Origin of the sequence: Pseudoalteromonas sp. S4741 (genome assembly GCF_005886135.1) — a bacterium.
Taxonomy (GTDB): domain Bacteria; phylum Pseudomonadota; class Gammaproteobacteria; order Enterobacterales; family Alteromonadaceae; genus Pseudoalteromonas; species Pseudoalteromonas tetraodonis.
Genome location: NZ_PNCN01000033.1, coordinates 38,606 through 57,817, shown reverse-complemented (window position 1 = coordinate 57,817; position 19,212 = coordinate 38,606). Strand labels below are relative to the sequence as shown.

General features: G+C 41.0%; 16 protein-coding genes. 1 reads left to right on the top strand and 15 read right to left on the bottom strand.

What is annotated here, in order from left to right; genetic code table 11:
- Positions 1-180: 180 nt before the first annotated feature.
- The 5 genes from eno to rlmD form a co-directional block, all read right to left on the bottom strand.
- On the bottom strand, positions 181-1,479 hold the full coding sequence (gene eno, locus CWC30_RS06295) for a phosphopyruvate hydratase (RefSeq protein ID WP_069440017.1): 1,299 nt from the start codon (positions 1,477-1,479) through the stop codon (positions 181-183).
- Positions 1,480-1,575: 96 nt separating this feature from the next.
- On the bottom strand, positions 1,576-3,210 hold the full coding sequence (gene pyrG / locus CWC30_RS06290; RefSeq protein WP_036981643.1) for a CTP synthase: 1,635 nt from the start codon (positions 3,208-3,210) through the stop codon (positions 1,576-1,578).
- A gap of 161 nt (positions 3,211-3,371) precedes the next feature.
- Positions 3,372-4,193 carry a nucleoside triphosphate pyrophosphohydrolase gene (mazG, locus tag CWC30_RS06285; RefSeq protein WP_036981641.1) on the bottom strand — a complete coding sequence of 274 codons (822 nt, stop codon included), beginning with the start codon at positions 4,191-4,193 and terminating at the stop codon, positions 3,372-3,374.
- On the bottom strand, positions 4,174-6,330 hold the full coding sequence (gene relA / locus CWC30_RS06280; RefSeq protein ID WP_036981639.1) for a GTP diphosphokinase: 2,157 nt from the start codon (positions 6,328-6,330) through the stop codon (positions 4,174-4,176). Before relA ends, mazG begins: the two co-directional genes overlap by 20 nt.
- Positions 6,331-6,338: 8 nt before the next feature.
- Entirely contained in the window at positions 6,339-7,664 is a 1,326-nt protein-coding gene (gene rlmD / locus CWC30_RS06275; RefSeq protein ID WP_138626674.1) for a 23S rRNA (uracil(1939)-C(5))-methyltransferase RlmD, read from the bottom strand.
- A gap of 112 nt (positions 7,665-7,776) precedes the next feature.
- Between rlmD and barA the strand changes: the two genes are divergently transcribed.
- Positions 7,777-10,551 carry a two-component sensor histidine kinase BarA gene (gene barA, locus CWC30_RS06270; RefSeq protein ID WP_138626673.1) on the top strand — a complete coding sequence of 925 codons (2,775 nt, stop codon included), beginning with the start codon at positions 7,777-7,779 and terminating at the stop codon, positions 10,549-10,551.
- 29 nt (positions 10,552-10,580) lie between these two features.
- Here barA and pdxJ read toward each other — a convergent pair whose 3' ends face one another.
- The 10 genes from pdxJ to rpoE all read right to left on the bottom strand — a co-directional run bounded on the left by pdxJ (position 10,581) and on the right by rpoE (position 19,130).
- A complete protein-coding gene (gene pdxJ / locus CWC30_RS06265; protein ID WP_010387803.1) occupies positions 10,581-11,312 on the bottom strand; it encodes a pyridoxine 5'-phosphate synthase in 732 nt (243 codons plus the stop codon).
- A gap of 21 nt (positions 11,313-11,333) precedes the next feature.
- On the bottom strand, positions 11,334-12,026 hold the full coding sequence (gene recO / locus CWC30_RS06260; RefSeq protein ID WP_013465631.1) for a DNA repair protein RecO: 693 nt from the start codon (positions 12,024-12,026) through the stop codon (positions 11,334-11,336).
- A gap of 22 nt (positions 12,027-12,048) precedes the next feature.
- On the bottom strand, positions 12,049-12,981 hold the full coding sequence (era, locus tag CWC30_RS06255; protein ID WP_013465632.1) for a GTPase Era: 933 nt from the start codon (positions 12,979-12,981) through the stop codon (positions 12,049-12,051).
- Positions 12,971-13,648: a ribonuclease III gene (rnc, locus tag CWC30_RS06250; protein ID WP_008466504.1), complete on the bottom strand. Its 678-nt coding sequence runs from the start codon at positions 13,646-13,648 to the stop codon at positions 12,971-12,973. The genes era and rnc overlap by 11 nt, the downstream gene beginning before the upstream one ends.
- 2 nt (positions 13,649-13,650) lie before the next feature.
- Positions 13,651-14,586, bottom strand: a complete 936-nt coding sequence (lepB, locus tag CWC30_RS06245; protein WP_013465633.1) for a signal peptidase I — start codon at positions 14,584-14,586, stop codon at positions 13,651-13,653.
- A 16-nt stretch (positions 14,587-14,602) separates the two neighbouring features.
- Positions 14,603-16,390 carry a translation elongation factor 4 gene (gene lepA / locus CWC30_RS06240; RefSeq protein WP_036981632.1) on the bottom strand — a complete coding sequence of 596 codons (1,788 nt, stop codon included), beginning with the start codon at positions 16,388-16,390 and terminating at the stop codon, positions 14,603-14,605.
- A 122-nt stretch (positions 16,391-16,512) separates the two neighbouring features.
- The gene (locus CWC30_RS06235) at positions 16,513-16,962 is read right to left on the bottom strand and encodes a SoxR reducing system RseC family protein (RefSeq protein ID WP_013465635.1); all 450 of its coding nucleotides are present in this window, start codon (positions 16,960-16,962) and stop codon (positions 16,513-16,515) included.
- A 12-nt stretch (positions 16,963-16,974) separates the two neighbouring features.
- Positions 16,975-17,928, bottom strand: coding sequence for a MucB/RseB C-terminal domain-containing protein (locus CWC30_RS06230; RefSeq protein WP_138626672.1), 954 nt, complete (start codon positions 17,926-17,928; stop codon positions 16,975-16,977).
- Between the two features lie 4 nt (positions 17,929-17,932).
- Entirely contained in the window at positions 17,933-18,547 is a 615-nt protein-coding gene (locus CWC30_RS06225) for a sigma-E factor negative regulatory protein (RefSeq protein ID WP_138626671.1), read from the bottom strand.
- Position 18,548: 1 nt separating this feature from the next.
- Positions 18,549-19,130 carry an RNA polymerase sigma factor RpoE gene (gene rpoE / locus CWC30_RS06220; RefSeq protein ID WP_010387792.1) on the bottom strand — a complete coding sequence of 194 codons (582 nt, stop codon included), beginning with the start codon at positions 19,128-19,130 and terminating at the stop codon, positions 18,549-18,551.
- Positions 19,131-19,212 lie beyond the last annotated feature (82 nt).

Genomic DNA, 19,212 nt, shown 5'->3' with positions numbered 1-19,212 from the left:
ATTTAAAAATGTAGAATTTGATTTCAATTTCTTTATTTGATTTATTAAAAAATCCGATATTATTTCTAATATCGGATTTTGAAGCTATGGAAAGATCAGTCAAGTGATCATAAAAATATTCTTAACTGATCTGCATTACGCATAAGCGAGGATTTTTATAATTTTAAACAAATTAAAGAATTACTGACCTTTAACTTCTTTTAAACCATTGTACGGTGCTTTAGCGCCTAATTGCTCTTCAATACGAAGCAATTGGTTGTACTTAGCTACACGGTCAGAACGACTTAATGAACCTGTTTTGATTTGGCCTGCAGCAGTACCTACTGCTAAATCAGCAATTGTTGCATCTTCTGTTTCACCTGAACGGTGAGAGATAACAACAGTAAAACCAGCGTCTTTAGCCATTTTAATAGCCGCTAACGTTTCAGTTAGTGAACCGATTTGGTTAAACTTAATTAAGATTGAGTTAGCAATACCATTGTCGATACCACGTTTTAAAATCTTAGTATTGGTTACGAATAAGTCATCACCCACTAATTGAACTTTATCGCCCATTAGTTTAGTTTGATGTGCAAAGCCATCCCAATCAGACTCATCTAAGCCATCTTCAATTGATACAATTGGGTATTGCTCAGTTAAGTCTTTTAAGAAGTAGTTAAACTCTTCAGAGGTAAACTTTTTACCTTCACCTTTAAGGTCGTAGATATTTGCTTCTTTGTCATAAAACTCAGAGGCAGCACAATCAAGTGCAAGCGTAATATCTTTACCAAGCTCATAACCGGCATTTGCAATAGCCACTTTAATTGCTGCAAGTGCTGCTTCGTTTGATGCAAGGTTTGGTGCAAAACCGCCTTCGTCACCAACAGCTGTTGAATGACCATCCGCTTTAAGCACTTTTGCAAGGCTGTGAAATACTTCAGCACCCATACGCAGTGCTTCACGGAAATTAGCAGCACCAACTGGCTGAACCATAAATTCTTGAATATCTACTGAGTTATCAGCGTGCTCACCGCCGTTGATGATGTTCATCATTGGTAGTGGCATAGAGTAAACACCTGGCGTGCCATTTAAGTCAGCAATGTGCTCGTATAGCTCTACTTTTTTAGATTGTGCAGCCGCTTTTGCGTTAGCAAGTGAAACCGCTAAAATAGCATTAGCACCTAGTTTTTCTTTATTTTCAGTACCATCTAAATCAAGCATTACTTGGTCTACATCACTTTGAGCAAGTGCATTTTGACCTTTCAAAGCCGCTGCAATTTCATTATTAATGAAACCTACCGCTTTTAATACGCCTTTACCTAAATAACGAGTTTTATCACCATCACGTAATTCTAATGCTTCGCGAGTTCCTGTAGATGCACCTGATGGTGCAGCAGCACGGCCCCATGAACCATCAGCTAAATATACCTCAGCTTCTACAGTTGGGTTACCACGCGAGTCCATAATTTCACGACCGATTACTTTTACGATTTCTGACATCTTGATTCCTCTATATTCCCAAAATGGTGAGTACGGCTAACCTTGGCTAGCCTTAGAAACAAAAAAGGCCGCGCAATATGCACAGCCTTTTTTAAATTACGAAGACGCTTTTTGGTAGGTATGAGCCGCAGCTACAAACCCTTCAAATAGCGGATGACCATCGCGTGGCGTTGAAGTGAATTCCGGGTGGAATTGCGCTGCAATAAACCAAGGGTGATCTTTATTTTCAATAATCTCTACTAGCTTTTTATCTTCAGATAAACCAGTAAAGCTTAAACCTGCTTGTTCAAGCTGTGCAACGAAGTTGTTATTAACTTCGTAACGGTGACGGTGACGCTCAACAATTTCGTCGCTGCCATACACTTCGTGTACTTTAGAGCCAGGCGTTAAATGGCATTTTTGTGCGCCTAAACGCATTGTGCCACCTAAATCAGACTTTTCATCACGTACTTCTACGTTACCCTCAGCGTCTAGCCACTCAGTGATTAAACCAACCACTGGAGCCTCTGAATTTGCATTAAATTCCGTTGAGTTTGCATCAGTTAAACCGGCAACATTTCGTGCGTATTCAATTAACGCAACCTGCATACCTAAACAAATACCTAAGTAAGGCACTTTGTTTTCACGAGCATATTTAGCCGCTAAAATCTTACCTTCAACACCACGACCACCAAAACCACCTGGCACTAAAATAGCATCTAAACGAGAAAGAATATCGGTTCCTTTAGTTTCTAAGTCTTGTGAATCAACGTATTGAATATTAATAGTTAAACGATTTTTTAGTCCCGCATGTTTTAATGCTTCGTTTACTGATTTGTATGCATCCGGTAATTCAATGTATTTACCAACCATACCAATTGTCACTTCACCCGTTGGGTTAGACTCTTGGTATAATACTTGTTCCCACTCAGCTAAATCAGCCTCAGGCGCGTCTAAATGGAAACGACGACATACAAAGTTGTCTAACTCTTGCGACTTTAATAACGCAGGGATTTTATAAATACTGTCTACATCAGGCAGTGAAATAACGGCTTTTTCTTCAACGTTTGTGAATAATGCAATTTTTGCACGCTCGTTATTTGGCAGCTTACGGTCTGAGCGACAAATAAGAATATCTGGTTGAATACCGACTGAGCGTAACTCTTTAACTGAGTGCTGAGTTGGTTTTGTTTTCACTTCACCGGCAGGGCCTAAGAATGGCACTAGCGTTAAGTGAATAAATAGCGCACGTTCACGACCAATCTCTGTGCCCATTTGACGAATAGCTTCGATAAATGGTTGTGACTCAATATCACCTACCGTACCACCAATTTCAACGATTGCTATGTCATAGCCTTCTGCGCCATCATAAACACGTTGCTTAATATCATTAGTGATATGAGGAATAACCTGAATTGTTGCGCCAAGATATTCGCCACGTCTTTCACGACGTAGTACATCTTCATATACGCGCCCTTGCGTAAAGTTATTACGGCTGGTCATTTTGGTGCGAATAAAACGTTCGTAGTGACCTAAATCAAGGTCCGTTTCTGCGCCGTCTTCGGTAACGTATACTTCACCGTGTTGAATTGGGCTCATTGTGCCTGGGTCAACGTTGATGTAAGGATCCAGCTTTAAAATGGTAACATCTAAGCCACGGGCCTCTAAAATAGCGGCCAACGATGCTGCTGCAATACCTTTACCCAACGAAGAAACAACTCCGCCAGTAACGAAGATAAATTTTGTACTCATGCGAACCCTAGAATATCAGGAATTAAAAGGAATATAATACCCAAACAAGTGATTTTGGAATATAAACAAGACGGGGCGAAATTGTACCAAAACATCGCTAAGCAATCCAGCTAAAAATAGCAAATCTGTGCACAAAAAACAGACATTTTTTATGTCCCTATTTATTTAATTTTTTTTATCGCATCCCATGCTGCATCCATTTCCTCTAAAGACGCAGACTCAATACATTTACCCTGTGCAATTAAGTAGTTTTGCACCTTTTCAAATCGTGCAGAAAACTTATCGTTCGCACTGCGAAGCAGTTGTTCGGGGTCGCGTTTAACATGGCGCGCTACATTCACGGTAGCAAATAACAAATCACCTAGCTCTTCTGCTGTATGATCTGAGTAAGGGTTATGAGCTAAGGCTTCTTTTACTTCCTCAACCTCTTCACTCACTTTGTCAATCGCGCCGTGATAAGTCGGCCAATCAAACCCTAACGCAGCGACCCGTTGCTGAATTTTTTTAGCTTTTGTTAAGCTAGGTAAACTGTTTGGTATATCTTGCCAAAGTGACGAGCTTTGACCTTGGGGTTTAGCTGCACGCTCTTGTGCTTTTATTGCTTGCCACTGCGCAGCTAATTCGGCATCGGTTTTAGGTGTGTCTTGCGCTGAAAATACATGCGGATGACGACGCACCAGCTTTTCATTTAACTGTGCCACTACATCGTTAAAATTAAATAATTGCTGCTCTTGTGCTAATTGCGCATAAAACACAATTTGAAATAGTAAGTCGCCTAACTCATTTTTTAAATCGCTTAAATTATTCGTTTCAATACAATCAGCCACTTCATAGGCCTCTTCAAGAGTATGAGGCACGATTGACGCAAACGTTTGCTTGAGATCCCAAGGGCATCCGCTCTCAGGGTTTCTCAGTGTTTGCATTATTTCCAGCAGTTGGCTTAAAGCCTCATTATTAGCCTGATTACTGCCCTCGTTTTGCACTGTGCACCCCTTCTATCTGGTGTAACTTAGAAAGCACTTTATTGGTGCCCTGTAAGTCATGCACTTCTATTTGCATCACAAAAATAGCCGTTTGAGTGCTATCAACCGTGTTGACATTCATATTGAGCACATTGACTTTTTCATTCGCCAAAGCAGAACTAATATCACGAATTAACCCAGACCGATCGCTGGCTTCAATACGAATAGTTAACGCGTAGGAGCTGCTAATATCATCTGACCAACTTACTGAAATAACGCGCTCTGGGTGCTTGTTTTTTAAATTACTAAACGAGTCACAATCCTCACGATGCACGGCAATGCCACGGCCTTGGGTAATATACCCAATGATTTCATCACCAGGTACTGGGCGACAACAACGAGCAACATGGCTCATTAAACTACCGACCCCATCCACCACAATACCGTTTTTGTCACCAGTCACTTTACTAGGCGATTTGAAACGAATTACCGGCTCATGCTCTGTTCTGTCGGTAATAAAGTTAAGCATTTGGTTAAGACGAATATCGCCTGCGCCAATGGCGACCATTAAGTCATCAAGCTCTCTAAAATTAAAACGCTTTATAGCAGGATCTAAATCTTTATAAGTTAGCTCTAATTTTTGTAATTCGTTATCAAGGATTTCTTTACCCGCACTTAAGTTTTTATCGCGGTCGAGCTGTTTAAACCAATGATGTATTTTGGCTCTAGCGCGAGAAGACTTAATGTAACCTAACGACGGATTTAGCCAATCACGACTTGGGTTCGGCTGCTTTTGGGTCAGTATTTCAACTTGATCGCCGGTACTTAATTGATGAGTAAACGGCACTATTTTGCCAAATACTTTTGCACCAATACACCGATGCCCTACATTGGAGTGAATGTAGTAAGCAAAATCAAGAGGTGTTGCTCCTAGTGGTAAGTCAAAAATGTCTCCACGTGGAGTAAACACATAGACGCGGTCTTCAACCACTTGATTTTTAAGCTCTTGCGCTAAATCGCTGCCATCAACCACTTCTTCTTGCCATTGCAGTAACTTACGCAACCAGCTAATTTTTTGCTCATAACCTGAACCACGCCCTGGTAACGCACCTTCTTTGTACATCCAATGTGCGGCAACGCCCAGCTCTGCATCTTGATGCATGTCGTGCGTTCGGATCTGAATCTCAACAGTTTTACCTTCGGGGCCAAATACTACGGTATGAATAGATTGATAGCCATTTTGTTTTGGGGTCGCAACGTAATCGTCAAATTCTTTATTTAAATGGCGCCAATTAGTGTGCACTATGCCTAGGGCACCGTAGCAATCTTGCAGGCGCTCAACCACAATTCGCATCGCGCGTATGTCAAACAGCTGATCAAACTCGTAGTTCTTTTTCACCATTTTTTTATAAATGCTGTAGATATGTTTTGGCCTGCCGTATACCTCGGCTTTAATACCCGCTTCATGTAGGCGCTGTTTTACTTGCTCAACCATATCAGCCATATACGCTTCACGGGCAAGGCGCTTATCATCAAGTTGTTTAGCTATATTTTTATAAATATCTGGGTGTAAATAGCGAAAGGCTAAATCCTCTAGCTCCCACTTTAATTGGCCAATACCAAGGCGATTAGCAAGCGGTGCAAATATATCCGCAGTCTCTTTGGCTGCAATCACTCGCTCTTCTTCAGCGGCATCTTTTACGTTGCGTAAATGGCACACCTGTTCGGCTAATTTAATCACCACGGCACGCACATCTTCCACCATAGCAAGCAACATACGGCGAATATTATCGACCTGCACGGTACCATTGCCTTGATGAGCTAACGTACTTATGGTGGCCATTTGCGACACACCCGTTAATAACACCGCAACATGATTTCCTAAATGCTCTTCGACAGCGTCAATGCTCACTACATCATTTAAATAATAAGGGGTTAAATAGGCGGTGGCTAACGAGTCAGCATCTAAATTTAGCTCAACCAAAATCTCCACCATCTCTATGGCGGTATTTTGGCGCTCGCTATTATCGCAAGTTTGGCAAAGTTGCTGTGCTTTATTGAGTAAGCTAATTTTTTCCTGAGACAAATCAAGAGATTCTACGCGTGAAAAAAAATCACCCGCTTTGTCATGTTGATGAGATTGACGTGTCGCTACCATAATGCGCTTTACCTCCGTTGAAATAACGCCATAGTTTCGATATGCCCTGTATGAGGGAACATATTCATTAGCCCTATTTTATTAAGTTCAAAGCCGGCTTGCGAAATAATAGCGCTGTCACGGGCTAAAGTAACAGGGTCGCAAGAGACATATAAAATCGCTCTAAACTGCATTAATGGAAGCTGCTCTAAAACTGCCATAGCACCAGTGCGAGAGGGGTCGAGTACTAAAATATCTAACTCTTTATTAAACCACGGCGCTTTTTTAATACTCGTGGTTAAATCAAAACAATGAAATTGGGTATTTGTAATAGAGTTAGTGTGCGCATTTTGCGTCGCTAATGCAACCGCCGAAGTAACGCCTTCAATTCCTGTTACTGTTTTAGCCTGCTTTGCTAACACTAAAGAGAAGTTACCAATACCACAAAATAAATCCAGTACATTTTCATCACCTTGTAATGCTAACCAGCTCGCCGCTTGAATTAACATTGCCTGATTTACACTCGCATTGACCTGAATAAAGTTATTTAGTCCAAATTCAAATTTTATATCTAACTGATCAAGCTTATAAAATGGCATCGCTAAGTGGGCATGATCAATGGTATCGCTATCACTTTGCCACACTAATTGCCAATGATGCGCCGAGACACTTTGCTCAACAAACGCTTTATCTGTGGGCGAAATAGCTTTTGTATGACGAATAACAATAAAGTGTTGCTCATCTGCAGCGCATAACTGCAAATGACTTATACTGTGCAGCGCCTTATTATGATTAATTATGTTATCAAATACGCTAAATACCTCTGCAAATACGTCACTTAATACTGGGCAATGATTAATGCTAACAATACTTTTAGAGCCACGTGCTCTATAGCCTACCCGCATTTTTTTTGCTGCTTTGTCGAACATTACGGCAATGCGGGCACTACGTCGGTAATGCGTTGCTTGGCTTAGCAGCGGAGCCTGCCAGTTCAAATCAGTTAATTTTGCAAACTTGGCAAATAATTGATTTACCGCCGCTTGCTTTTCAACGACTTGTTGTGTGGCATCTAAATGCTGTAACTGACAACCACCGCATTGGCTGTAATGTTCACAAATGGGTGTGGTGCGATATTCACTGGCTTTGAGTATTTTAAGCGTGTCAGCTTGGCTGTAACGTGCTTTATCATCAACTAACTTGGCTTTTACTCGCTCATCAGGTAATGCCCCACTGACAAAACACACTTTATTGTTGTACTTAGCAATACCACGTCCGTGGTGATCCATTGCCGTTATATCAAGTTCAAGTGATTGCTGTTGAAGTGGTTTTTTCTTTGCTTTAAATATTTGTGCCATTAGGCATTACCTTAAAAGGTTGATGAATCACGTCTCTACCTAGATACTTTGAGAATAACTATGAGTATGTATATACTCACATTCAATAAAAAATGATAATAATGCTCAGATTATGACCAAACTAGGCTTGCGCGATTCTGTTTTAACACTCACCCTGATCCCCACAGTGATCATCGGGCTATTACTAGGTGGTTATTTTACAATAAATCGTTACATTGAGCTTGATGAAATTTTATATCAACAAGGCACAACGATTGCTGAACCTCTGGCTATTGCACTTGAACAGCCTTTACTGGAAAAAAATAAAAAACTGCTTAATCGCATAATTCGCTATACACACAACAAACACTCCCCTTCGATTAAATCGATTGCCATCTTTAATGATAACAACCAACTTATTATAACCAGTAATTATCATCGCTCATTCGACACTTTAATTGAGCAAACGCAATTAAATGGCTTTAAAGCCACCTATGTTCAGCAAAGTGAAGACTTAGTAACCTTTTTCACCCCTATCATTAACCATACAACCCCCAATAGCGACTGGAATACTTCTGAGTTCCAAACCTCGTTGGGCACCGTTGTGATTCAGCTTAACCGCGACAAAGCTGTTATTGGCCAACAACGTGCATTATTGGTCAGCGGTATTATTATTATTCTCGCCTTAGTATTAGCCGCTATTTTAGCGCTAAGACTTAGTCGGATGTTTATGACCCCACTTAATAAGTTAGTACTTGCTACCGACAGATTAATTGAAGGTAAAAGACAAACCGGATTAACTGAACCCATGAATGGCGAGTTTGAGTTATTACGTGAGGGGCTCAATACCATCTCGCATTCTATGGTGATGCAAAAAGATGAAATGCAAAAAAATATTGATCAGGCAACCAGCGATTACCGCGAAACGCTTGAACAATACGAAACACAAAATATCCAGCTCACCATGGCTAAAAAAGAAGCACAGGATGCTAACCGTGTTAAATCTGACTTTTTAGCTAAAATGAGTCATGAGTTACGCACCCCACTTAACGGGGTTATTGGATTTACCCGTCAGCTTTATAAAACGCCTCTGAATAAAAACCAAAAAGATTACCTTGATACCATAGAGCTTTCGGCTAACAGCTTAATGACTATTATTAGTGACATATTAGATTTCTCCAAGTTAGAAGCAGGAGCCATGGAGCTTGAGTCTATTCAGTTTCAACTGCGCGATAGCGTAAACGAAGTAATGACATTACTAGCACCTAGCGCACACGACAAACAACTTGAGCTTTCTATTTATATTAACCCTCAGGTGCCTGACCACTTAACCGGCGACCCCACACGGTTTAAACAAGTGCTGATTAACTTATTAAGTAACGCGATTAAATTTACTGAAAAAGGCGCGATAAAAGTTGATATTAGCCATCGTTTGCTTGATGAAGAGCGCACCTCTATCTTAGTGTCAGTCGCAGATACTGGGGTAGGTATTCCAGCAGATAAACAAGACGCGCTATTCACCGCCTTTGGTCAAGCCGACTCCAGTATTACCCGCAAATTTGGCGGTACCGGCTTAGGGCTTATTATTACTAAACATATCGTTGAAGCAATGAGCGGCCGTATTACTTTAAATTCAGCCCCTGGTAGCGGAACTTGTTTTACCTTTAATGGTGTATTTAGATTACCAAATCATGTATTTATCAACGATTTGCCTACCCAGTCATTAATTGGTAAACGTGTTCTTTATTTAGAGTCGCATAAGCATACTCATCACGCCGTTGCCTCATTATTACAAGAGTGGAAAGTCAGTGTCACTCCTTGCTATAACGAAACCGAATTTTTAGAGTGCATAAAAAATTCAGAGATCAATTTTGATATTTGTCTTATTGGTCACATGGCATCAGTTGACGATATGCAGCGTTTAAAAAGCTATGTAAAAGCGGTTAGGGAATCAACCGATTATTTATATTTAATGCTTAATACTGTATCACACAACATGCGCGAAGCCTTCATCGGCAGCGGCGCTGACGCCTGTTTGAGTAAACCTCTTAATCACCGAAAGCTATGTGAGTTATTAGCTGCGCCTTATCGACTCGACCATCCGGCACATAATATAGAACAGCATGAACAAACCCTGCTGCCGCTAAAAGTGTTAGTGGTGGATGATAATGACGCTAATTTAAAATTAATTTACACCCTACTCAACGAGCAAGTTGAATTAATTGATACCGCACATAATGGGTCACAAGCGTATAGTTTAAGCAAAAGCCATAAATATGATGTGATTTTTATGGATATTCAAATGCCTATAATGGATGGTATTACAGCCTGTAAACTCATTAAAGAGTCATCTTTGAATGAAGATACGCCTATTATTGCCGTGACGGCGCATGCACTTAATAGTGAAAAAGAACAGTTATTAAAAGATGGTTTTGAAGGTTATTTAACTAAGCCCATCGATGAAGATATGCTAAACCAGATTATTTGCGATCATAGCCCACAATTACCAGTGAGTCGTGATAAGTCAAAAAGCACATTTGAACATAGCCCTGCCCCTTTTGATAGCACTCGCCTTGATTGGACGCTGGCATTGCAACGTGCAGGCGGTAAAGCAGAATTAGCCAACGAAATGCTTAATATGTTACTGCTAAGCGTGCCCGAAACCCTGAACTTACTAAATCAAGCAATAAGCAGCGAAGATTGCCCTCAAGTACTTAGCGTTATCCATAAATTTCATGGCGCATGCTGCTATACAGGTGTACCAAAATTAAAAGCATTGGCTGAAACGATCGAAACATCACTTAAAAATGAATGTACGCTTGAGAATATTGAGCCCGAGTTATTTGAGTTGCAAGACGAGCTTGAAAACTTACTTGTTGATGCCAACATTGATATCACTAATAAATAAGCTCGTCTTTAATATTGTTAATTATAACTCTACGCGCGAGCTTCAAGCATTAAGCGTTTCATGTCACGAACCGCTTTATCTAAACCGTCAATGGCTGCGCGGGCAATAATAGCGTGGCCAATGTTTAGCTCATAAATCTCTGGCATCGCTGCAATTGGTTTTACATTGTGATAATGCAGACCATGGCCAGCATTAACAATCAAACCAATACTGGCTGCGTATTTCACGCCTTGGCGAATGTGCTCAAGCTCTTTGGCCGTGTCTTCATCGTTGGTGGCATCAGCATACGCCCCAGTATGAATTTCAACATAAGGCGCACCACAGGCTTTTGCAGCGTCCAACTGCGCTTTATCGGCATCTATAAACAGTGACACTTTAATACCGGCTTGCGTTAAAGTTTTAGTCGCTGCGGCTATTTTATCAATATTACCCGCTACATCTAAGCCGCCTTCGGTAGTAAGCTCTTCACGTTTTTCAGGTACTAAACATACATATTCAGGCTTAACCTCAAGTGCAATAGCAATCATTTCATCGGTTACTGCGGTTTCAAGGTTCATACGTGTTTGAATGGTTTTAGCCATTACATACACATCGCGGTCTTGAATGTGTCTGCGGTCTTCGCGTAAATGAATAGTAATGCCATCAGCACCGGCATGCTCTGCAACACTGGCTGCATGAGCAGGATCAGGATAAGAAGTGCCTCGTGCTTGGCGAAGCGTTGCAATATGATCTACGTTCACGCCTAGAAGAATATCTTTCATTTTTGTACCTGTGAAATTTGTTTATTGAGAGGCCGTAAATAATTCACGACTTTTTAATGGCTTGTTGCCCAACAATGGTTTTAATAAATAACGACTTAATTGCTTTGCCATATATAACACATCCGCTTGGCTAAAGTCATGATTTGCTATGGCATTGAGTTGTGAACCAGTAAACCCAGAACGCGAGTCGTGTTGCACCGCAAAGCCCACTTCTGCGAAGTAGCTATACGTTTGCGTGTCATCAATTGGCTCACCATCCGCATCAAAACTAAAATCAACCCCATAACCTAGTAGCTCTAGCAATTGAAACTCATAAGAGCGCAGCACTGCTTGCATGTCAGTCCCGCTATTAAGGTTTTCTAAGTGAGTTTTATAAAGTTGAAAAACCTGATCAATGGGTTCATTAATCGGCACAATTCGGTTGGTTAATTCATTTAAATAAAAGCCACAGTAAAGCTTATCACCGGTTAAAAATAACGGATTACCATGAAGCTCAAATTTATTGATGTACTTTAAATCGTATTTGCCATTGTAATGGACGAGTAAGGCTTGAAATGGTTGGAGTTGGGCTTTGTATTTAGTGGCCTGGCGGCCACTAACTCGTGCGAGCATTCTAAGCTGGCCAACGCCTTCTACTAGCATATCGAGCATTACTTGCGAGTCACTATATGGACGCCGATGTAATAAATAAGCTTTATAGAAATCGCTGTCCATAAACTATGCTGCGTATAAAATGTTAATCTTCACCGTAACCTAAGCTTCTTAAGGCACGCTCATCGTCAGCCCAGCCCGATTTAACTTTAACCCACAGTTCTAAAAACACTTTATTTTCAAGCATTTCCTCTAAGTCTTTACGCGCTTCACGGCCGATTACTTTTAGCTTTTCGCCTTTGTTACCAATTACCATGCGCTTTTGCGTTTCACGCTCAACTAGTATCAGGCCATTAATATGCCAAATACCGTTTTCTTGCCATTTAAACTGCTCTATTTCCACAGTCACTGAATACGGTAACTCTTCACCCATAAAGCGCATTAGCTTTTCACGGATAACTTCAGCCGCCATAAAGCGCATTGAGCGGTCAGTTACGTAGTCATCAGGAAAGTAAAACTCGCACGGTGGTAAGCGCTTAGTCACTTCTTCTTTGATCAGGTTAATGTTTTTACCCTGAGTCGCAGATACGGGCATAATACCGACAAAATCAAACTTATCGCCTAAAAACTTCATATGTGGAAGTACAAGGTCGCGATCTTTCACTTGGTCAATTTTGTTAATAACTAACAATACCGGCTTGCCACTTTGGCTTACTTTGTTAAGTACCATGTCGTCATCGGCATTCCAATGAGTGCCTTCAACCACAAAAATGATCAGCTCAACATCACCAATTGAGCTAGACGCTGCACGGTTCATTAAACGGTTAATAGCACGCTTTTCTTCAACGTGCAGGCCTGGGGTATCGACGTACACCGCTTGGTGCTTACCCTCAGTATGAATACCCATAATACGATGGCGCGTGGTTTGTGGCTTACGTGAGGTAATACTGACTTTTTGCTCAATAATTTCATTAAGCAGTGTTGATTTACCCACGTTAGGACGGCCAACAATCGCAACCATGCCACAAAATGTGTCTATCTCGCCTTCATGAGGCTGTATTAAGGTATCAAGATTCATTTTTAAGTATCTTCAATGCTTTTTCGGCCGCTTTTTGTTCGGCTTTACGCCGTGAGCTGCCAACAGAAATAATGCTATCCATTCCATCAACAATACATTCAACCGTGAATGTTTGATTGTGTGCCTGACCTTTAGTATCAACTACGGTGTAGCCTGGTAATGATAGCTTACGAGCTTGCAAATACTCTTGCAGCAGGGTCTTAGGATCTTTTTGGTTAAGCCCTGGTGAAATAGCATCTAAACGTGATTCATACCACGCTAAAATAAGCTCGCCGCAGCGATCAATATCTGAATCTAAAAATACAGCGCCAATAATGGCTTCAACTGCATCCGCTAGGGTCGACTCACGTCTAAAACCACCACTTTTTAGCTCGCCAGGACCTAAGCGTAGGTAATCACCAAGCTCAAATTCAAGGCCAAATTCAGCTAACGTCTGGCCGCGAACTAAAGTCGAACGCATTCGGCTTAAATCACCTTCGCGTGCTTTAGGAAATTTAGCGTACAGTGCATTGGCAATAACAAAGCTCAAAATAGAGTCGCCCAAAAATTCGAGTCGCTCGTTATGTTGACCTTTGTGGCTGCGATGCGTCATTGCTTGCTCAAGTAACCCTTGATCAGCAAATGTATAGCCAATTCTTTTGTATAACTCTGTTACATTTTTTTTCATTGTTACTGAATATTACCTAGGCGTTCAAAACGAACACCAGTTGGAACCCATCCTGGTAAAATGTCATCTGGGCCATTATCAAATTCAAAACTCATCCATATAAAGACAGCTTTACCCACCAAGTTTTCTTTTGGTACAAAGCCCCAAAAGCGACTATCTTGGCTGTTATCGCGATTATCACCCATCATAAAGTAATGATCAGCTGGAACCACCCACTCATCCGCAGGTGTGCCCAATTGCTGGTAGTAACGCCCCTTACGTTCAGGCGATTTTGGGTTGATTAAAATGTCATGGTTAGTCGTGGTTAAATCTTCATTTAAACGCGCTAAATCCATTGGGCCTTGCTTAAATTCATTATCATTAATTAATTTAAAATCAATTTTATTGAATTCATTACAAAGAAGTGCGCCCTTTTGAACTTCACCTTCTTCGCATTTTGGTTGAATATATAAACGCTTATCACGATAAACAATTTTATCGCCAGGTAAACCTATAGCACGTTTAATATAGTCCACTCTCTCATCTAACGGGTATTTAAAAACAACAATATCGCCACGCTCTGGTTCGCTTACATCCACTAATTGGCTGCGCCATACTGGGTCTTTAATCCCATAAGAATACTTTTGCACTAAAATAAAATCACCCACTAATAAGGTGGGCATCATTGAACCCGATGGGATTTGAAACGGCTCAAAAATAAACGATCTAAAAATAGTGATAGCAGCAATCATCGGAAAAATCGACTTTGCTGTTTCAGTAATCATTGGCTCAGGCGCAATCAATGCTGCGGTTTCTTCATCAAGTTGACCACCGGCAGAGGTTTGAGCAATTGCTAAACGTTCCTGCCTTTTAGGGGCAAACATTAAGTGATCAATTAACCATATTAGACCTGAGCCTAAAGTTAATAACACCAATAAAACTGAAAAGTAGCCAGCCATTTATTATCCTTTATTTTTATTTACCAACTTTCAAAATGGCTAAGAATGCTTCTTGAGGCACTTCAACGTTACCAAGTTGCTTCATTCGCTTTTTACCATCTTTTTGTTTTTGAAGTAGTTTTTTCTTACGGCTCACGTCACCACCGTAACATTTAGCGATTACGTTTTTACGTAGTTGCTTAACAGTCGTTCGAGCGATTACGTGTTGTCCAATCGCTGCCTGAATCGCAATATCAAACATTTGACGTGGTATAAGGTCTTTTAACGCATCAGCAAGCTGACGACCGCGTGATTGCGCGCTGTCGCGGTGAACAATAATAGCCAACGCATCTACACGCTCGCCATTGATAAGTATATCTACACGCACCATGTCTGAGGTTTGGAAATGCTTAAAGTTATAATCAAGCGAAGCAAAACCACGGCTTGTTGATTTTAGCTTATCAAAGAAGTCCATTACCACTTCAGCCATTGGCAGTTCATACGTTACTGCAACTTGCTTACCGTGATAACTCATTTTAGTTTGCATACCGCGCTTATCAACACATAAAGTGATTACGCTGCCTAAGTACTCTTGTGGAACTAAAATATTAGCTTCTACAACCGGCTCACGTATCTCTAAAATATCGTTTACTGGCGGAAGATCAGACGGGTTATCTATTTGTGTCGTGCCTTCTTTAGTCACTACCTCGTAAATAACCGTTGGCGCGGTGGTGATTAAATCAATGTCGTATTCACGCTCTAAACGCTCTTGGATAATTTCCATGTGTAACATGCCCAAGAATCCACAACGGAAACCAAACCCTAACGCAGTTGAATTTTCTGGTTCAAAGAATAACGAGGCATCGTTTAAACTAAGTTTGTTAAGGGCATCGCGGAATGACTCGTAATCATCAGAGGCTATTGGGAACATACCCGCATACACCTGCGGCTTAATTTTTTGAAAACCAGGTAAGCGCAGTGGTGCCGCATTTTTTTGATGAGTAATGGTATCACCCACCGGTGCACCATGTATTTCTTTGATACCAGCAATAACAAAGCCTACTTCACCAGTGTGTAAAACACCGGTGTTAGTTTGTTTAGGCGTAAAAATCCCCACATGATCTGCGGTATGTACGTTCTCGTTTGACATGATTTTAATTTTGTCGCCCGCGCGAAGTTCACCATGTTTGATACGCACTAGCGATACAACGCCTTGGTACGGGTCAAACCAAGAATCGATAATTAGCGCCTGTAATGGCGCATCTTTATCACCAACTGGTGGCGGTACATCTTTAACGATCATTTCAAGTACTTCAGCAATACCTACACCTGTTTTGGCGCTACATTGCACGGCATCAAGGGCATCAATACCAATAATGTCTTCAATTTCTTCGGCTACACGTAATGGATCAGCTTGCGGTAAATCAATTTTATTAAGTACCGGTATAACTTCTAAGTCCATTTCAATCGCGGTGTAGCAGTTTGCTAATGTTTGCGCTTCTACGCCTTGACCAGCATCAACAACGAGCAGTGCCCCTTCACAAGCCGCTAACGAACGCGATACTTCATAGGTAAAGTCAACGTGCCCTGGGGTGTCGATAAAGTTAAGCTGGTAAGTTTCACCATCATTCGCTTTATAATTTAAGGTTACACTTTGTGCCTTGATGGTAATGCCACGTTCACGTTCAATATCCATTGAATCCAGAACTTGCTTCTGCATTTCACGGTCGGTTAAACCACCACAAACTTGGATCAAACGGTCAGAAAGGGTCGATTTACCATGGTCAATGTGGGCGATGATCGAAAAATTACGGATATGCTTCATAAACTGGATTCTAAACTTCTATTTTAAAGGACTAAGGTCATATGCCTAAATAACTTGAAAATACTTGCTGTGTATTTTCAAGTTACTGTGGCATAAAAACGCAATTTTACATTTAATTGGCGTCAATCACCATCTATTTGAGTTAAAGGGAGGCTAATTGGATGAATTTTTATCACTTTTATCTCATGTCTTAATGATTTCACCCATGTTTTAGCAATTAAAAAGCCGGTGATGCCACCCAATATCGCGGCTAAAATTTGCCAGCCTTCGGCTAACAATATCAATTCACTGGCTATTAAAGCGAATATTAAACTCAAAAACAAAGGCAGCATGTAAACTGCAAAGGCATGCTTTACAACATGGCTATCATCCAATGACAAAGTTACTTTTTGGCCTATTTCTAACTGTGTTTCAAATTTATAAGGTAATGTTTTTTTGGCGGTACCAAATAACTTACTAAACACTTGTGAGCCACAACGTCCATTACAGCCTTCACAGGCCTGTTTTTGCTGGGCTTCTAAATGCGCAACGTGGCCACTAAGGGCCACGACGGTTAACGTTTGTTCAATCATAGTTTAGTTACTTTATAATGCCCGCGATACAGACTCAGCAATGGCTTTGGCGCTCATGGTTGGAATGTTTCCCACCACAGAGACATCAAAATTTCCGCCGTTGTGTACATAAATCGTAGTTGCCCCTGAGGTGAGGGCACCGCTTAAACGCTTACCCGGTAGTGGTCGTTGTACAAACACCGATACTTCAACAAACCCATCAGAAAATAAATAATAGTCTGTTAATTCATTATTTAAGTCGAGCTTATGCCTGTCTGACTTAAGTAATTCAAACCCCTCAGGTAACCAGCCAATAGTCCAGTTCATGGCATTCGCTTTAGTTTGTTCGTCAATTGAATTGGCAGGTAATGGGGTTGGAAAGTTACGATTAAGCACTTCTAATAATAAGTTTGCCGGTTGCTCAGTCACACTAATATGAGTGAGCTGTAATTGCTCAAGCGCTTCACCTTGATGATTAACATACGCCGCCTTTAATAATAACGACGACTCAGTATCAATCCATATCCAATAGTTGTATTTGTCTTCGTTTTTAGATTCAATTCGAACTAATTGCGCGGGACGCCCAGCAATACGGCCTTTACCACCAAGCACAAAATCATAATGCGCACTTAAGCGGTTAATATCTTTAAAAAGCACTTCAGGAATAGGGCCGGCAATTGAGTCGGTTGTTAACGAATACGGCTCTGATTGTGGCTCAAAATAGGTAACTTGGTTGTCAATGCGGATCATTTCAAGGCCTGCACCATTAAGCAAACTTAAATGTTCAAGCTCTATATCACCTTGTTTAGCATGCACCCAACGGTAGGGCTCCATACTTTTACCCTTAACAACAACAAAAGAGGCGTCGAAATTACGAGTGTGAACTGCACTGGCCATTTCAAGCAGTAAATCTTTAGCAGGGTTTGTGTCATTGGCAAAAGTATTAAAACTCAGCACCAATGACATAATAAAAGTAATTACTTTCATCTAATTAGTTTTTTTCCTCTGGGGATGTTTCATCTGTTTTAGCTGTTTTTAACGAATGAGCTACACGCGCTTGACGCTGATGTTCAAGTACAAGAGCGCCAATACGTTGCTGTTGAAGCTCTCGTAAGCCTTGCTCTGCGTTCTCTAGCGCCGGTGCTGATGAATAACTCACTGGCGATGCCATGCCGGTTAACGGCGTGGTTTGTAATAAAGGAATTTCGTTTTGCACAGCATCTTCACCTTGCGGTAAGGTGTTCACGCCAACAATAGTAAACATTGCTACACTTGCTGCAATTGCCAATTGGGCAACCGGTTTACGCCAATTAAACGCCACTACTTTGTTGTCTGTTTCGGTGCTTGAAGGGGTTGCCACACTGTCAGACTGGCTAAAGTCTGCATAAACGGGCTCACTCTCAAGTGCTAACGAAATGCGATCGCTAATATCAAAGTCCATATTATTGTTATTTTCTTTAGCTCGCATTGCATCACCGATTAACGCGTAACGGCCAAACGTAGCAACATCATCCGATGCAATAGTTGCATCATTTAAAGTTTGCTCACCGTCAAGTAATGCTGATAACGATTCGTTATCTAAGCGGTTAACGTGTGCTTTTGTCATACTAAGACTCGCCTATTAATGGGTTTAATTTATTATCAATTGCTTCACGGGCACGAAAAATACGCGAACGTACCGTCCCGACTGGGCAATCCATCACCACGGCTATTTCTTCATAGCTCATACCCTCAATTTCTCTAAGAGTAATCGCGGTTTTAAGATCTTCAGGCAAACTATCAATCGTATTAAAAATAACAGCGCGTACTTCTTCGCTTAATAGTAAATTTTCAGGTGACGCGTTAGAACGCATTGAATCTGCACCTTCATAAAACTCGGCATCGTCAGCATCTATATCATTTGCTGGCGGTTTACGCCCTTGAGCCACTAAATAATTTTTAGCACAATTAACGGCGATACGGTAAAGCCAAGTATAAAAAGCACTATCACCACGAAAGTTTGGAAGGGCACGATACGCTTTAATAAACGCTTCTTGTGCTACATCAGCAATGTCACCTTGATTTGATACATAACGTGAGATCAAACCGGCTATTTTGTTCTGATACTTCTTAACTAATAGGTTAAAGGCGTTTTTATCTCCCTGCTGGACCCTTTTCACTAACGCTAAATCTAATTCCTGCTCGCTCATTCGAGCCGGTACTCCTCTGATTGATTCTTGCTTATTATTCATAGTGTCGCCATTGTTCACACCTACTCTGACCCTTAGATGA